The following is an 18,681-nucleotide window of genomic DNA, read 5'->3' as shown; positions in this document are numbered from 1 at the left end:
TTAATTAATATTGATTTTTTTATACTATAAATAAAAAGAATCTCAAGTTTGAGATTCTTTTTATTTCCATACCCTTTTTGCACCAAATAACTCTTGAACATACCCATATAAAGAAACTGGTGACATTATCATTTGATAACATAATATAAATAATGCAAATCCTATGAAGTTTTTCCTTACTCTTAGATTTAAATTTTTAAATACGACATTGGCTTGATAATGATATAAAATCCAAAAACTAACTAATGTTAAAGGTAAAACTAACAACATCATAGGTCCTACAATATAATACTTTTTAAAGAATAATGCTAATATTAATCCTGGTATCCAAAAGAAAGTATAACTAAAATCCATATATGGAATAATTAAATCTATTCCAGTTAAAAACTTATAAAACATCGATGGCTGTTGCCAAGGTTTAACTTCTCTAAGACCTTCTATCATGCCTCTCGCCCATCTAGATCGTTGCTTAACAAAGTGAGATAATTTAACTGGAACATCTGTAAAAGCTACTGCCATAGGCTCAAAATATACTCTATTTCCTTCACTTAATATTTTCCAAGTTAATACAATATCTTCACCTATAGCATCTGACCATCCACCTACATTTTTTACTACTTCTGTTTTATATAATGAAAAAGCACCTTGTGCTACTAAAGTACCTTGATATAATCCCTGCATTCTTTTTACTGATGCTATACTTAAAAAGTAATCCCATTCCTGTATTCTCGCTAATAAATTTTCCCTACTATTTCTAACTAACATAGAACCTGCTACTGCACAAACATCATCTGGTGATGTTTTAACTCTAGAAACTAGATATTTTATTGCGCTTTTATGAATTATAGTATCAGCATCTAATGTCATTACATATTTTGTTTTCACATATTTTAATCCATAATTAAGAGCATTAAATTTACCTGGTTTTGATTCATGTAGTAGCATAATATCCATATTTAATTCTTTTTTAGCTCTTTCAACTTCTTTACTTGTGTTATCTGAAGAATTATTATCTATAACTATCGTATGAATTTTCCCCTTATAATCTTGATTTTTTACATATCTTAAAGTTTCAAATATTCCAATTTCTTCGTTATAAGCTGAAATTAGCAAGGTTACTTCATCTCTAGGGTCTAGTACTTTTAATTTGGGTTGTTTGTCTAATATTAAACTTCCAACTAGAAATGCGTTCATGAATCCTGGTACATATGCTACCCCTGCTATTATTATAAATGCTATAAGTGGTGTTGTTATTGATGATAATTCATTTAACCATAATTTTGATACTTCATAAGAAAATATAACCCAAAGTATACTTATTAATATACTTATAAAGAATTTAGTTTTTACACTTAAATAAAAACCGTTATTTTTATTTATCGTATTATTCATCTGTATCCTCCGTTGTAAAAAATATATTTGTCTGAAATCCCCCTTGATACAGATAGCAATTTATCTAAGCAGTTTGTCTTTATTTCATATATAAAACATTTATCCTTAAATAAAACCATTATATATTTTAAGTTAACATATATCTATATGTAATTTTAACCATAAAAAAATAAGGTACCTTTATAGATACCTTATAACTATATAAATAAACTCGAATACCAATTTAATATATGATTCCCGTATAACATTGTTATTAATGCTCCTACTGAAATAAATGGACCATATGGTATCATCGAGTTATATTCTTTATTTTTTATTTTGCTATGTAGTATTGTTATTATCCCATAAATAGCACCTACATATACACTTAGTAACACTGTCAGTAATCCACCTTTTAGTCCTAGGAAAAATCCTGTCATGGCAAAGAATTTTATATCTCCTCCACCCATAACTTCTTTTTTAGCTATAAATTCTATTATATATATTATTAATAACATTCCACCTCCAGATACTATAGCCCCTACTATACTATCTTTTAAAGGTACTCCTATTCCAAATAACTTTAATACTAATGCTGATATTATTCCAAATATTATTATCTCATCTGGTATTATGTAATGGTCTATATCTATGAATGTTATTATTATTAATATTGATGCTAGTACTAAATAATATATAGTTTCTAGTGATATTGAAAATGTATTAAATACTACTAAGAATAAAATTCCAGTTAAAAATTCTACATATGCATATCTAGATGATATTTCTTTTTTGCAATATCTACATTTTCTACCTGATATTAAGTAGCTTAATATTGGTATTAAGTCTATAGGTTTTAGTCTTGTGTTGCACGTGGGACATTTTGATGGTGGATTTACTATTGATTCATTTTCTGGAATTCTGTATATGCATACGTTAAAAAAACTTCCAAAAACTATTCCAATTATAAATATATAAAGTTGTAGTATCAATTCCATATTTTTCTCCATTTTTAAATATATTAATTAGTATATCATACCAATTGATTTACTAGTAAAATCATAATCATTGCATCTACTAAGAGCCATTTCTCTTGATATTTTTCCACTTTTATATAACTTAATTAAATCTTGATCCATAGTTTGCATTCCAAATTTCATACCTGTTTGTATAGAGCTTTGAATTTGATGGTTTTTTCCTTCTCTTATAAGATTTCTTATTGCAGGTGTTACTGTCATCACTTCAAGAGCTGCTACTCTTCCTTCACCATCTGATGTTGGTATTAATTGTTGTGAAACAACTCCTTCTATTACAGTTGATAATTGCATTCTAATTTGTTGCTGTTGTTCTGATGGAAAACTGTCTATTATTCTATCTATAGTTTTTGCTGCCCCTATTGTATGTAGTGTTGAGAATACTAAATGTCCTGTCTCTGCTGCTGTAAGGGCTATTGATATTGTTTCCGGATCACGCATTTCTCCTATTAATATTACATCTGGATCTTGACGAAGTATTGCTCTAAGTGCCGAATTAAATGATTTTGTATCATTTCCTATTTCTCTTTGATTTACTATGCTGTTTTTGTGGTTGTGTACGTATTCTATTGGATCTTCTATTGTTATTATATGTGATTGTCTATTTGTGTTTATTATATCTAGAAGGCTTGCTAGTGTTGTAGATTTACCACTTCCTGTTGGGCCTGTTACTAATACCAATCCTTTTTGTTTTTCTGTGAATGTTTTTAATGTTTGAGGTAATCCTAGTGTGTTAAAGTTTGGTATTTCTGAACTTATTGTTCTTAGTGCTATTGCGTAGTTTCCTTTTTGTTTGTAGGCATTTACTCTGAATCGTTCTCCACTTTCTAGTGATATTGAAAAATCACATTCGCCTTCTTCTTCTATTTTTCTGAAGTTTTTTTCTGAAGTAATTTGTTGTACCATGTTTTTTGTATCTTCTGATGTTAATGTGTATTCAGATAACTTTATAAATTTTCCTTTACTTCTTACAGTTGGAACGCTCCCTACTGTTATGTGTATATCTGATGATCTTAATTGTATTGATTTATTTAATAAGTCAAATATATTCATTTATTACTCCTTATTATCTTATCAAAGTATCTATTGGTTATTCTTCTCCTAATAAATAATTTTTTAATCAAAATATTAAAATTTAGTTCATATTAATTAATAAAGAACCGAAGGTAAAATATAAACCTTCGGTTCTTTATTAATTATTTATCTATTCCATTTTGATTATAGTCAATTAAAACTATTTTTATTGGCTTCGCTGTAGTCCCATCTGCTGTTCCTACTTCTGCATTTGTTAAGTTTCCAAAATCAGACTTTAACTTTTCTATTCCTGCTGCATTTATTTTGCTCGTAGTAGTTATAGAAAGAACTAAATCGCTTGGTGTAGCTGATGCACCTGATAAAACATATGAAGCTCCTAGTGGCTTTCCTAAATCATCTATTAATCCAGCAAATGCATCTGTAGATGTATTCGTTCCCACTGTAGTCTTCGGTGAGTTTCCATCAGTTGGATACGCTCCTGTATCAGCATAACTTGTTGCTGCTGCTGATTTTATAGCACTTATATCTGATTCTAATTCTGAAATTCTTGCCTTTTGTATATTATTGAATAATGCTGGTACTGCTACTACTGCTAATATACCTATAATAGCTATTACTACTAATAATTCCACTAATGTGAAACCTTTATTATTTTTCTTTTTGTTTAACATAATTTCCCTCCAAAATTTATCATAATTTTCTCACTGGAATAACCCCTTTGAAAACATAAAAAATGACTATTATGCTTTGTCTAAAACAAAATCTTAATAGCCGGTTGCACCACTTACTCTACATATTCCAGGTGCCCAAATAAAGAATATGTTTCTCCGTATCTCATTCCATTTTATACCAAAATTGTATCATTTATTCCATTCTTTAGCAAGCATTTTTATACTTATTATTAAGTCGAAATTATACTTTTGTATTATTTATAATTTTACAAAATAAAATAAGATAACTTTTAAAATTAAAAGTTACCTTATCAATAAAAATTAATTTATATTTTTAAAATAAGTCAGGTAATTCCTGTGATTGTAAATTTAATTTAACATCTTTACTATTTATAATATTCCCGCTTGAATTAAATAAACTAGCTCGAATAGTTCCATCAGATATTGACTTTACACTATATGTAACTATATATTTGCCAGGATTAAAGTTTTTAAGTTCAATGTATCCAGAATCTTGATCTATAGTTATACTCACATTATTATCTCTACCTTGTATTTCGCCATTTTCATTACATTTATATACAAGCACGCTACTACTATTAACATCTATATCATTATCAAGTAATATATTTAGAATATTATTTTCATTCCTTATATCTATACTTATACCCAGTGTATAATACATATTTTTCATTATATTAACTTGCTGGCTTCCTATTGTAGAATTATTTTCATATTTACCATGAGCTATTATTTCACTGGAATCTATGACACTTACTGTCGTTCCATTAAAATAATCCTTTTTCCATAAATATCCTGATGTTTCATCTAGTGTTACATCTCCATAATTAATATATCCACTATTTTCTTCAAATACAATCTCTTGTATTGTCTTGGCTTTAACCGACACATTTATATTTACAACATCAGCTTCATACTTCCATTCACTTTTTGATCCAGTTTTATTCAACCTGTAATTAATACTAAATACGCCACCTAAATCTTCATTACTATTTATATATTCTAGTCCATCTGGAAGCACATCACTTAATCTAATATCCTTTATAGTTAATGATTCTGGTATATTACCTTTATTTTTTAATTCATTTCCGCTTATCTTGTATAGCTCTCTAAGAGTTATATCCTTAGGATCTAATTCATAATTAATATTAAGATTATCCCCCACGCTGACTTGATATACATCAGTACTCTTAGTTAAGTTAAATCTATTTTCTATAGCAAACTCTCCAAACGAGCCTGTTCTTAATATATTAAATTTATCAGACTCACTATTTTTAGTTCCAACTCTATACTCAATAGTATATGTTCCTGTAACTTCCGGAAAGTTTACATTTTGTGCACCCGTAAATGTATTATTTCCTCCTTGTATAGGGTTTTTACTATTCGATGGATAGAACCAATCTGATGGTATATTAGTGTATGAGCTTGCTCCATCTTTTTTATATTTTATTTCTAAAGCTGCGCTTCCTCCCCAGTTAAAATATTCTATATATATAGGATAATATTTATCCTTTTCTAAATAAATACTTTCATTACTATATATAGACCATGCTCCTCTTGGGGTAAAGTCATTTGCAATAACTTTTGTATTTCCATTCACAGTTAACATTGCATATATTCCATCATCTGAAATAGTTTCAAAGCTATAGTTTCCACTTTCAGGTACTTTTATATATCCCCAAGTTTTTCTTGCTTCTTTATAATTATTTGCATATGCACCTACATTATGATCTTTTACAAAATAAGTTTTAGGTTGCCATCTTATAAATTGTCCATTTACTTCTACTCTGCTAACATATGGATTTATTGCACTTCCATTTTCGAACACTTCCATGCTTATATTCGCCGTATCTGAATTAAATGCATTATTAGTATTGAAAACTAGATCTCTATTACTCCATATGCTGTTACCACTTAATGTTGGTAAGTCAGATACATCATAAGGCATCTGTGTTAGATTACCTGGTTGATCTAGTACATCACTATCAGCATACATACCAACCCAATCTGTAGTCCCTTGATTGTTATCTTTATTTACAAATCTATATTCTAAGTAGTTAAATGCTTGTCCCTCGAAGTTTATTTCTACGCTCGATCTTCCATAAAGTTTATATGTTTCATCATATCCATCATGGTCATATTTAATATTGTAGTTACTTGAATTTTGTGATGAATCATATACCTTATTTATAGTTCCAGATGAATCTTTAACTGTCATCGCAACCTTATTGCCTGAGTTTAAATTCACTATAAACACCTTAGTATGTTCATTATTATCATAATTAAGATTTACATTTTTATCATCACAGTTGATATCAAATCCTGCTAGAGAGCTTATATCTACTTCATAGTTTCCAGTTTTTAGATTTCTAAATTCAGCTTTTCCAGATTCAGATATACTTGTATGACTTAAAGTATTTCCATTCTGTCTAATATATGCTTCTAAATTTGATAATGATATACGCCTTAATGATTTTGTAATTAAGTTGTTATCTTCATTAATTAAAGACTTTAAATAACTTAAGGTAAGTGTTTCTCCACTTTCATCTCTAACTTCAATATTGACTTTTCCTTCCTTACTACTCACATATATATATGTTGAAATATCCTTATATTCATTAAGTCCAACATTATATGATATATTAACTTTAATAGGTTCATTTTCAAGTATATATTTAGAAGTTATTTTAATACTAACTTGTGCATTATTATTAGAAAAACTAATATTATTAATTTCACTCTCTACTTGTAGCAATTCCTCATTATAATCTATTTTTTTTATAGATACACTATTTATTTTATTATTATCATCATATAGTTTTTGTATATTAACTGTTCCATCTATTTGATCTCCAATTAATCCATTTACTACATCTCCACTTAACTCTAGCTGAGGTGTTTTAGAAGGCTTAAAAGTATATGTTTTTGATTCTGCTTGAGCATCTTGTGTATCCTTAGCTTTAACTGTTACTATTACATTTTTACCTGTTGAAAAATAACTTGCTGGTATAGTTACATCTATTAACTCACCTTGATTAATTAACTTTTCATTTATATTATCTATTATATTTCCATTAATTTTTACAGTAACTCTCACCTTATCATTATCTAAGTCCCTAGCGGTAGTTTTAAATTGATAATCTTGAGCTTCTGGAACTTCTATAATTATTCCATCATCTATACTACTTTCTATTTCTGGATTATGATTAGCTCCTCTTTCAGCTTTTACGATTGTATTTATAAATAATCTTAATTCATCATCTGTATATCCACTACTATGGCCTGCTCCAGAAAATGTGATATTCCCTTTTGAATATGTATAATAGTTATTTCTTACATCATACTCATCTACTGCATTATTTGATGAACTTGTTGAAATAGTATACCAAGGAACCACATCTTCATCTTCTAGATTTAATTGATAATATTGATTATGAGTTTGAGCTACTTTTATATTCTCTATACTAAATGGATAGCTTGTTATTAGTGATTTATTTATTAATCTTACAGATGTTGATCTTTTCATTCCTTGTAGTCTATGATCATATCGTGTATATCCCTTTATATCTGCATTACTACTTAAATAATAATGAGGAATATTTTTTTCAACATATTTACCTGTTACCGAATCATATTCTTTGTATATATCTATTTCACTAGAGTTATATATATCTTTGAATCTAGATTGTCCTAAGTAATCCCTAAAATTATTTAAAAGACTATATGAAGCATATTGTTGATTGTTAGCATTTTTATATCCTGGTATGGTATCATGTGTAAACATTACACTTTGTCCTGTTTGAATAAATGATTTTAATTTTTCTATTGCCTTGTTATTCATATCTACTTTTCCATAACCATTATCCCTAAATCCAAGTATGATCATATTATATACACCGTTTAGCTGTATAGAATCAATCTGTGAATTAAATTGATTAATTGTTTTTTTCTCTACGGTTATATTATAATCATTTACATCTTTTAGTAAATTTTTAAAATTTGTATTTGAAGTCAAATCTAAATTACTACCTTCGTTTGGGATTATTTGTAAAACTTTAATGTTTTTTGCAGTTCCACTTAGTGATTTTAGATATACATTGCCTTTAACATATGACTTTATACCACTACTTTTTATTACCTCTATCTTCCACTCTAACAAACCAACAAAATTAGAATTCATATTATATGTAATATTATAAGAACTTCCTATATATATATTTGATTCACTTTTTACTAATTCTTGCTCTTTAAATAACCCATCTCCATCTATATCTAAATATAAATTTATACTTACTTTTTCATTGTCATTAATATTACTTTTAGATTTTATATTAAATTTCATGTTTCTATTATCTACGTTACCAACTGTAGCATTACTAGAATCACTGCTCGTATTTATAACCTCTATACCAGCTCTCTTATCTGCATCATTCTCTAAGTATTTTTTTAATATATCACTTAATCCAATACTATTTTTAAAGTTTATAAAATTAGATTTAGATTTTAAGTATGAGTTATTATTATTGTTAGTATTGAATTTTTTATACAGCATACTATTCTTTATATTGGAATTACTTTTTACTATATTGGAGTTAATATATACCAATTGTCCTTTATTAATAAAATCTATAATTTCATCTGCCTTTCTAGATGTTATATCATTTTCTGAATAATTAAGGTTAGTTCCAAGTTCACTTCCATCATCATTAATTTGTGTATAATCTCTATATGGATTTGATAATCCACTACTATTTCTACCTATGACAATCACATCGTAATATCCATTTAATTCATCTATTTTCCCAATGAACTCAGGCATTGGAATATGATCAATTAGCACATTATACGTATTTCCATCTACATTTACACTTGATTCTATATCTAATCCTGCATTGCTACTCCCTAAAGTAAATTTGTTCCCAGGCTGTACTTCAAGGATCCTAATTTTTTCATTTGAAATTCTTTCTTGAGTATTTATAATCTTCTCCAAAGCATCTGCAACATTGCCAACAAACGGTATAGTGATTATTACCAATAGTGCGACTATAAACCATTTGTATTTATAAAAACTCTTTTTCATTTAATTTTCTCCCCTCTAAATTTGTCAATATATATACATATATTTTTATCTTTATATCTGTATAATAGGGCTCTTATCTTTTATTTCTAAAATTTATAATTGTAGATATAGGATAGGTTATATCACTAAATCCACGCTTTTTATTTAATACTATATTTATTTCTATAGATTTAGATTCTTTAATGATATCTTCAATAGATTTATTATTCAATTCAGATTCTTCTACTTTAATACTAAATTCATCTATATTAGAAGATAAATTATAAATTTTATCATTTACTAATAAATTTAGCTCTTTATTATTAACCTCAAATATATAATTATTAGTATCTATACCTTCAAATGATATTGAAGATATTTTAATAAAATCATTGTCAGTATTACCATTTTCTAAGTTATCTAATTCTATTGAGTTAACACCTTTAGATTCCATAGCTAAAGGTGTTAACTTATACTGTATCATCTGAGCTTCACTTTGAAGCATTGTTTTTATCTCTGTCTTTGATATAGATTTTGTACTAGATATATATATTCCAAATGTTATACTTAAAACAATGGTAAATATAGCTAAAGCTACTAAAACTTCTACTAATGTCATTCCTCTTGAATTATGTTTCACTTCACTCCTCCATTATTTCTCTAACTTCCAATTTCTTGAACTTATATATCTTTTTATATCATAAGCATACTCAATATTTGTTTCAGTTGTACTATCTTGAGAATTTGTAGCTTCTAAGACTCCGCTACTTTCAAAAGCACTATAATTGTCTGAAATGATTTTATCTACAATATTCTTATCATAAACTATATTTGTTTTACTAGTTTTTCCTTTATTAAAAGTTATATCTGAAGTACTAATTATAGTTCCTTTAAAATTAACTTCACCTTTTATTTCAATTGGTGAATCTGTCACTATAACAGCATTAATATTTTCATCTTTATAATAATAACTATTACTATTATCTATAGTTATTTTTCCTTTTCCGCCCTCAGTAGTTATAACTATATTTTTATTAGACTCATTAGACCATAAATCTATTATTGCTATATCCTCTAATCCTTGATTGTCTTCTTCCTCAACAGAAACATAACTTTTATCATGATTCTTAATCAATCCTTCTACAGTTTTCTGGGTTCCTATACTATAATCTACTTCACTTCCTATCCCAAATACATTTTTAGCATAGTCAGCTTTTTTAGAATCAATTATATGCTTATCCTCTAAGGCATAACTTGCTTTTAGTACTTCCACTTCATTCCCTTTATTATATACTATAGCTCCTATAGCACTTACTTTATTAGGATTTAAAAAGTTTATACCTCCATGAGTAAGCAAAGCTTTATTATTTTTTGCAAATTTTTCAAAGTATTCACTTTTTTGTGTTCCACTTAATTTTGAATCACTTCCACTATATCTCTCTACTAGTTGTAAAATATCATAATATTCAAACTCAACATTATTAAACTTTTCATTATCTAGTGGTATTGTATAAGCTACATAGTTACCCTTAACTGCTGTAGACTCTCCAGTTTGATAGTAATCTTCTCCATTTTTAACATTAATATATGCTGTTCCCATTATATACGCTTCGTTATTGATTGTCAGATTTGAATACTCAGTTGTTTCATTCGGATTATTATTAACAATAATACTACTAGACGTTTTTATTGCATTGCTATCAGTTTTATCAGTTAAATCATTTATTCCATAAAAATTATCTATACTTATCTCACTACCGGTTGAATTTATAACTAAATCATTATTCGTTATAACTTGGTTTGATAAAGTTGAACTTACAATTTTAAGATTGTTATTATGTCCTTCAAAAACATTTGATTCACCATTGCCAATATAGATATTTCCTGCATATAAATTTCCATCAATATTAACATTTGTGTTTTTTACTAAATTAAATGTTTTCGCTGTAGAAATATCACCTTTAATACTTACTGTATTTGAATCATTCTTATACTCATTTGATACTTTTATTCCACCGATATACTTTTTACTTAACTCCAAATCATTAGATTCTTTACTTCCAAGAGCAAATATATTCCCTTGTATAGATACTCCACTATTAAATACTATATTCCCATCAGTAACTATAGATTTATCTTGAAGTTCAACTTTTAAAGACTCTTTATCACTTATGCTTGGTACTACATCATCATACTCTGGAATTTTTACATCATATGTTAATTTAATTATTCTCTTATTCTCTCCAGTAGAATCATTTGTGTAAAATTCAGATACAACATCTAAAGTATATTTATTATTTTTATCATCTAAGTTAGATGTATCTTCTACGATTAATATCGGTTTATTTAGCTCGCTATTACTTTTATAGAAATCAAATATTACCTCTTCGTACTGTCTAATTCCGTCTGAATTTATAGATTTAATATACCTAGTATTTGTTATGTTATTTTTAAATTCATCATACATACTTGAATTATCTGAATTAGAATTATATTTATTTGATATAAATGCTTTAAATTCTTCTTTAAACTTTTCATTTTTTTGTTCTTCACTTATATCAATATCGCTTTGAACTTTTTTATATGCTTCATCTACTGCGTATTCAAAAGTATTTGCAATTATGTTATATGTTACATCTATACCAGCCTCTGAAGCATATAAGTTTTGAAGTCTTCTATTTTCTTTTACTCTTATTCTATAATTAACATTTAATAGACCGATTATTGCTGTTCCCATTGTAAATATAACAGCTAGTACGATTACTACTGTTATTAAACTTGAACCTTTATTGTTTTTTTTCACTTAATCACCCTTATTAACATCTAAATTTGATTAGATATATTTTTATTTATATATCCTTCAAATAAAAGCTTTCCATTTTTCTTAATACTCACAGTTATATTGTATAAATATCCAATACTATCATATATAGGATTATTATGGATGCTTACTATTCCCAATATAGATTTTAATTTTATATTTGGGTTATCTGGTTTTTGTGCGTATACTGTGAATTCAGATTCTATATAATTGTATATATATACATCTAAATTTCCATTAAAATTGTAATTTGAAAAATCTATGAAAACTTCATCCTCTAAATTAATTGATAGCGTATTATCTATCTTACCTTTGTTATTTAACTCTGTGCGTCTTTCTATAATTAACTTTGGTGTTTCATTTGTATTTAAACTTAATTTAGCTACTTCATTATTATTTTCATCTTTAATTATTAATACCTCATTAATAACTTCAGACTTAAATTTTATTGCATTTTCTATATTAACTTTTTCATTATTTTTATTCATACCTTGATTTTCATAATTTAAAGTTAATGCAACATCATATGTCTTAGATAAATTATTTCTATCAGTTAATATTCCTTTATATTCATTACTATTTTCTACTCTATTTAAAATTAAATCATCACTTATTTTAATTAATGAAGAGCTTATATTAGAGCTATCTAAGTTTTTTATTTCTTCAACTATTTGTTGCCCTACAAGTGTTGTTTGTTGTCTATCTTCACTTTTTTTATTAAACTTGACCATATTTATAATAAGCTGCGTTATAGATAATACTATAATCGATGCAATAGCAAGACTTACTAAAATCTCAATTAAGCTGAATCCTTTTTTATCCTTTTTTATCATATTTACCTACTTTTTAATAACACTTATATTAGAGCCTTCACCGGCTACAGTTACTCTTGGCCTCTCTTTATCATCACTATTTATATTTACATTTATTTTTTTATTTGTGTTGTTTTTTACAGTTAATTTTATACCTGACTTATCATTACTATTAAGCCTTGGTTCACTATTTATATCGATATTTATATTTTCTGAGTTTGGCTTAAACTCAGCCACCTTATTTTCCCCTGGATATAAATTTTTTGAAGTTCTATATGTATAGTAATATTTGTTTCCTTCATTTTTTAATGTTATTTCAATAGTTTCTATTCCAACATTATCAGCTTCTATATATGTGCTTCTTTGAGAATCATTTGACTTACCAATTGTCACAGTTGGTAAGTCTGATGACTCTGGGTTAACTTCTATTATAAAATCACTTTTACTATATGCATTGCTTGTCCCCGAAAATCCTACTGATGTATTCATTGAATTAAATGGAATTTCTTTTCCTGATAACTCTGATATATCCCAGTTTTCATAATAAGATTTTATATCACCTAAGTTTGGTATTGCATAAAATTCTAAATTTATACTACCTGAAACCTTGTCATCTGCATCAGTTGTAATACTACAATTTGTTATAACTATTTTTTTAGTACTTTTTTCTATTTTACTTATAAATGTTTTTAACTGAGAAAAAGTACCTTTATAAGTTAATGTTGCTGACATCTGTTCAACTGTAATTTCTGAGCTATCTTCTTGATTTTCCGTACTTTCATTTTGAACATTGTTTTCATCAGTAGAAGTATCTATACTAACTTCTTCATCTATATTTGAATTAATTACTTCTTGTGTTGAATTCTCAGCATTTTCATACCTTTCTACTAACTGATGGATGCTACTATTTTGTTTCATTATATTTGAAAAGGTACTAGATTCCACACTTTTAACTTCTAGCTCTGTAAAACTTAAGTCACCAGTAAGCTCACTATCTAATAGCATACTGTTTAAATCAAGAATTAAATTTTCTTGAATTATATAAGAGTAATACTTAGATGCTTTTACATCTAAAGTTGAGTACATAGAGTTTATTCTATCTTGTTTTTGTTCTAAACTTCTAATAGTATCTATAACCTCATTATATTTATCTTCTACTTCATTTCGTTGAATCTCTAGAGCTTCTACTTTTTGAGTTTGCTTTGAGTATACAAACTGATAGTAAATTGCCCCTACTAATACAATGCCTAAGGAGCTTAACATAATTTTTTCTCTTTTGCTTATTTTCATAATTAGTTACCTCCATTTAATGTACATTTTATATTAAATGCATACACACCTTCTAATGATGTATTTTCTGATATTGTACCTATATGTACATCCTGAAGTATATCTAACTTTTTCAATCTATTTTCAATTTCACCTATAGATGTTCTTGTATTTGATATTGCTTCTATATTTATTAAATTATCATTAATATTCATACTTTCAAATGATACGTCTGATGGTAAAGTTGAACTAATACTATCAATTACATTTATAGTTACAATATCTCTTGAACTTATAGCTTCAGTTACTTCATTTATTTGTTTTTCATATTTATACAATATATCTAACTTTGTATTAACGTCCTCTGAAATTTTTATTTTGCTTTTAATTTCTTCTGACTCTAATTTAGCATTATATAACTCTATTTCTTTGTTATATAAATATATTTTTGCCATATTTATAGATGCACTACCTATTATTAATGCTCCTACTAACCCGGCTGTAATGTAAATATATTTATCTGATGTATCTTTTTTTAGATTCTCATAATGTTTAAAAAAGTTTATATCTGCCATAATTCCCCCTTGTTATCTAATCAAAGATCCAATTGCATTTAAATAATTATCTATATTGTCAATATCTATAGTAAATTCATTAAATTTTATATTTTTTATTTTTCTAATCGGAACCTCAATTTTTTCTTTTAAATATCCGTGAATATCATATAAGCTAGAAACTCCACCTAGAATATAAACATTATCTACTGTATTTCCAATATGCTTATTATTATAGAATCTAATTATTCTTTCTATTTCATCTGATAAGTTTTGTATAAATATCATTTCATCATACGATATATCTGTATAGTTACTTCTAATTATCCTTGTAAAATCTAGTACACCATTTCTATAAACATGTATTGATGTAAAGCTAGATCCTATATCAATGAATACATTTGTTAAAGAAGAGTCGTAGGATTCTTCATTGATTAAATCTGTTCGAGTAATTAATTTACTTAAAGAGTTAAATGTTACATCTAAAGATACAGGCTTTAACTTTAAACTTTTTAACAAATCATAATACCCTCTAGCCATTTTTTCAGGATATGCTATAACATACACTTTTATCTTTATATTATCATCTTGTTTAATTTCATCTTGCTCTATATACTGAACAATATAGTCATTTAAATTTATTGGAAGGTACTGCTCCATTTCAAACTTTATTACACTCTCAACTTCATCTTCTTCTACTTTTGGTATTAGGATTTCTCTATTTATAATAGTTGTTGAGTTTGTTGTGAAACTTGCATATTTTGATTTTATTTTATTTTCATTAAATAATATTTGAATTTTATCAGTTAATATCTTTTCATTTATAATTAATCCATCTTTCACACAATTTTTTGGTGTCTCAAATTCTAGACACTTATTTATAATTAATTTTCCTTTATAATATTTGCCTACTACTAATTTTGTGTACTCACTTCCAATATCAAATGAAACTACCTCATTTTTTATTTCTTTTTCTTTTTGTTGCTTACTTTTAACTTTTTTTCTTTTCTTTTTTGTTAAATCTTTTATATCCATACTCATAAGCTCTTTTAGACTTATTTTCTTAGCTTCCAATATCTCCACCTCTTTACTTATTAATTACTATATACTATCGTACATGCTTGTCATAGGTAACATAATAGATACAACTATAAATCCTACTACAATTCCCATTACTACTATAAGTAAGGGCTCTATCATTGCTGAAGTAGCTTGTATTTGACTTTCTAATTCATCATCATAAAAGTCTGCTGTTTTATACATTATGTCATCTAATGTACCTGACTCTTCTCCTATTTTTACCATCGTAGCCATCATTTTAGGAAATATATTACTGTTACTAATAGGTTTATATATTCCTTCACCTCTAACTACAGATTCTCTCATTTTTAATATAACTTCTTCTGCAATTTTATTTCCAACTATATCCGCTATTAGCTCTAACGCTCTTATCATTGGTATTCCACTAGACATTAAAAGGGACATCGTTCTTGTAAACCTAGAAACTATTATTTTCTCATTTAATTTGTCTATTATCGGTATATTTAGCTTCAAGTAACTCACAGTATGCATACCATGATCTGTTTTAGCATAAATCTTAAATAATACTGAAAGTGTAACTATTACTAATGTAATAAATATTATATTACTACTTATAAATCCACTTATAGACATTAATAATTTTGTTATTGCTGGTAATTCTGTACCCATAGATTCAAATGTTTCAATAAATGAAGGCATTACAAATATCATTAATATAGCTACTACTAATGCTGCCACTATAGCTAGTATTGCTGGATATATCATAGCTACCCTAACTTTATTATTTATTTTATTATCTTTTTCATATTGGTCTGACATTCGAAGCATTATTGTATCTAGATTTCCACTTTCTTCGCCAACTTCAATCATATTTATTAATAAATTTGGAAATGCATCTAAATGTTTTCCCATTGCATATGACAATGTTTCCCCCCTCTTAACATCATCTTCTACGATTTTTATAATATCTTTAAGTTTTTTATTTGTAGTTTGTTGAGCTAATATTTCTAATGCAGAGTTTACTGTTAATCCAGCATCTAACATTGTATAAAACTGTCTACAAAATATAGCTATATCTTTTATAGTTATTTTTTGAAAGATATTTATCTCTATATTTTTACTTTCTATTTTTTCTTCTATTTTTAGTGGGTAATACCCATTCGAACGCAACATATCCGTTACTTCAAATTTAGATTTTGATTCATGTATACCAGTTATCTTTTCTCCTGAAGGGCTTATAGCTCTATATTCAAATTTAGGCACTTTATATCATCCCTTTCTTATATATTTTTTATCATAGTTATCGAAGCAAGTTCATTAACTGTTGTTATTCCATTAAGAACTAGTTTTTTACAATTCTCTTCCAATGTCTCCATGCCATTTTTAATTGCTATATCTTTAAGACCATTTGGATCTCTACTTATATTTATATAATCTCTATGTTCTCTTGATATCTCCATAATTTCATAAATACCAGTTCTCCCTAGATATCCTGTATAATTGCAATTTCCACAACCTAATCCTCTATATAGTAAAAGTTCCTCATCATCATTCTTACCTAGTATTCTTTTTTCATATGTAGTTGAACTATATTGTGATTTACAATGCGGGCATATCTTTTTTACAAGTCTTTGAGCAATTACCCCAGAAATAGCTGTAGATACTAAGTATGGTTCTATATTCATATCAATTAATCTAGTTATTGTAGATGGCGCATCATTAGTATGCAATGTGCTTAAAACTAAATGTCCTGTTATGGCCGCTTTTGTTGCAACTTGAGCTGTTTCCTCATCTCTTATTTCCCCTATCATAACTATATCTGGATCTTGTCTTAATATACTTCTTAATCCACTAGCAAAAGTAAGGTTTGTTTTATTATTTACATTTACTTGATTTATTCCATTTAATGTATACTCTACAGGGTCCTCTATTGTAACAATATTTACTTCTGATGAATTTAATTCACTTAAAATAGTGTATAATGTAGTAGATTTACCACTTCCAGTCGGACCTGTAACTAATACAATTCCATGCGGACTTGATATAATTCTCTCTAATCTTTTAATATTTTCATCATCCATTCCTAGGTATTCTTTTCCCACCTTAAAATTACTTCTATCTAATACCCTTATAACTACTTTTTCTCCATTTACAACTGGAAGTATAGATATTCTTAAATCAACCTTTTTTCCAGATATTTTGGCTATTACTCTACCATCTTGAGGTATTCTTTTTTCAGTTATGTTTAAATTTGATAATATTTTAATTCTAGTAACTAATGGACCTAAACTTTCTTTTGGAAGTGTATTTATATTACGTAACTGACCATCAATTCTATATCTTATTCTTATTTCATTTTCAAAAGGTTCAATATGTATATCTGAAGCTCTCATTTCAACTGCATTGGCAAATAAGTACTCTACCATTTTTACAGCCGGAGCACTTTTTACATCATCTAAATCTTCTACATTAATAGATATATATTGTGATTCTAAACTTTCTCTTGATAATTCTTCTGCTGCTAAGTTCATTTTTTCTGAACTATAGTGAACTTGAATAAATTTGCTTATACTCGCTTTATCACTTATATATGATTCAACTTCAAATCCTGTAGATATAGATATGTCATCTACTGCATATATATTAAGTGGATCTGAAAAAGCAATTTTTAATTTATTTTCTTCAATCCCAAAAGGGATTAATGTATATTTTTCACATAATCCTTGAGAAAGTAACTTAATAACCCTTTTATCAAATTCTATCTCATTCAAATTAACTTTTTTTATACCTGTTTGTTTCTCTATAGCATCAATAATATCTTTTTCTTCTAATATATTAAGCTCGACTATAATCTCACCTAATTTTTTACCCATAGTTTTTTGAGCTTTTAAAACTTGAGCTAGTTGATATGATGTTATCTTTTCTGCTTCTACTAAAATATCACCTAAACGCCTTTTAGTGTAACTAACCATATATTCACCTCTTTTGTAAAA

Annotated in this window: 13 protein-coding genes and 1 riboswitch; all 13 genes read right to left on the bottom strand. The window is 27.0% G+C overall.

What is annotated here, in order from left to right:
• Window positions 1-60: 60 nt before the first annotated feature.
• On the bottom strand, window positions 61-1,392 hold the full coding sequence (locus I2A66_RS13695) for a glycosyltransferase family 2 protein (protein ID WP_195251880.1): 1,332 nt from the start codon (window positions 1,390-1,392) through the stop codon (window positions 61-63).
• Window positions 1,393-1,589: 197 nt separating this feature from the next.
• Window positions 1,590-2,369, bottom strand: coding sequence for a prepilin peptidase (locus tag I2A66_RS13690; RefSeq protein ID WP_147516799.1), 780 nt, complete (start codon window positions 2,367-2,369; stop codon window positions 1,590-1,592).
• A gap of 27 nt (window positions 2,370-2,396) precedes the next feature.
• Window positions 2,397-3,458 (bottom strand): type IV pilus twitching motility protein PilT, encoded by a 1,062-nt coding sequence (locus tag I2A66_RS13685; protein WP_147516800.1) that lies wholly within the window; start codon window positions 3,456-3,458, stop codon window positions 2,397-2,399.
• Window positions 3,459-3,601: 143 nt separating this feature from the next.
• Window positions 3,602-4,111, bottom strand: a complete 510-nt coding sequence (locus I2A66_RS13680) for a type II secretion system protein (RefSeq protein ID WP_122640653.1) — start codon at window positions 4,109-4,111, stop codon at window positions 3,602-3,604.
• Window positions 4,112-4,200: 89 nt separating this feature from the next.
• Window positions 4,201-4,284: riboswitch (cyclic di-GMP riboswitch) on the bottom strand.
• A gap of 161 nt (window positions 4,285-4,445) precedes the next feature.
• The gene (locus tag I2A66_RS13675) at window positions 4,446-9,212 is read right to left on the bottom strand and encodes a DUF5057 domain-containing protein (RefSeq protein WP_195251879.1); all 4,767 of its coding nucleotides are present in this window, start codon (window positions 9,210-9,212) and stop codon (window positions 4,446-4,448) included.
• Window positions 9,213-9,285: 73 nt separating this feature from the next.
• Window positions 9,286-9,831, bottom strand: a complete 546-nt coding sequence (locus tag I2A66_RS13670; RefSeq protein WP_122640656.1) for a prepilin-type N-terminal cleavage/methylation domain-containing protein — start codon at window positions 9,829-9,831, stop codon at window positions 9,286-9,288.
• Between the two features lie 12 nt (window positions 9,832-9,843).
• On the bottom strand, window positions 9,844-11,994 hold the full coding sequence (locus tag I2A66_RS13665) for a DUF2572 family protein (protein WP_122640658.1): 2,151 nt from the start codon (window positions 11,992-11,994) through the stop codon (window positions 9,844-9,846).
• A 20-nt stretch (window positions 11,995-12,014) separates the two neighbouring features.
• A complete protein-coding gene (locus tag I2A66_RS13660; protein ID WP_147516803.1) occupies window positions 12,015-12,845 on the bottom strand; it encodes a type IV pilus modification PilV family protein in 831 nt (276 codons plus the stop codon).
• 6 nt (window positions 12,846-12,851) lie between these two features.
• Entirely contained in the window at window positions 12,852-14,114 is a 1,263-nt protein-coding gene (locus tag I2A66_RS13655) for a hypothetical protein (RefSeq protein WP_147516804.1), read from the bottom strand.
• A 2-nt stretch (window positions 14,115-14,116) separates the two neighbouring features.
• Window positions 14,117-14,668, bottom strand: a complete 552-nt coding sequence (locus I2A66_RS13650; RefSeq protein ID WP_122640661.1) for a PilN domain-containing protein — start codon at window positions 14,666-14,668, stop codon at window positions 14,117-14,119.
• Window positions 14,669-14,680: 12 nt separating this feature from the next.
• Window positions 14,681-15,721: a type IV pilus biogenesis protein PilM gene (pilM, locus tag I2A66_RS13645; protein ID WP_122640663.1), complete on the bottom strand. Its 1,041-nt coding sequence runs from the start codon at window positions 15,719-15,721 to the stop codon at window positions 14,681-14,683.
• A gap of 27 nt (window positions 15,722-15,748) precedes the next feature.
• Window positions 15,749-16,951, bottom strand: a complete 1,203-nt coding sequence (locus tag I2A66_RS13640; protein ID WP_147516806.1) for a type II secretion system F family protein — start codon at window positions 16,949-16,951, stop codon at window positions 15,749-15,751.
• Window positions 16,952-16,968: 17 nt separating this feature from the next.
• Window positions 16,969-18,660: a GspE/PulE family protein gene (locus I2A66_RS13635; RefSeq protein WP_122640666.1), complete on the bottom strand. Its 1,692-nt coding sequence runs from the start codon at window positions 18,658-18,660 to the stop codon at window positions 16,969-16,971.
• Window positions 18,661-18,681 lie beyond the last annotated feature (21 nt).

The sequence above is a fragment of the Romboutsia sp. 1001713B170207_170306_H8 genome, assembly GCF_015550495.1.
Taxonomy (GTDB): domain Bacteria; phylum Bacillota; class Clostridia; order Peptostreptococcales; family Peptostreptococcaceae; genus Romboutsia_E.
This window is presented reverse-complemented; position numbering and strand designations above follow the sequence as displayed.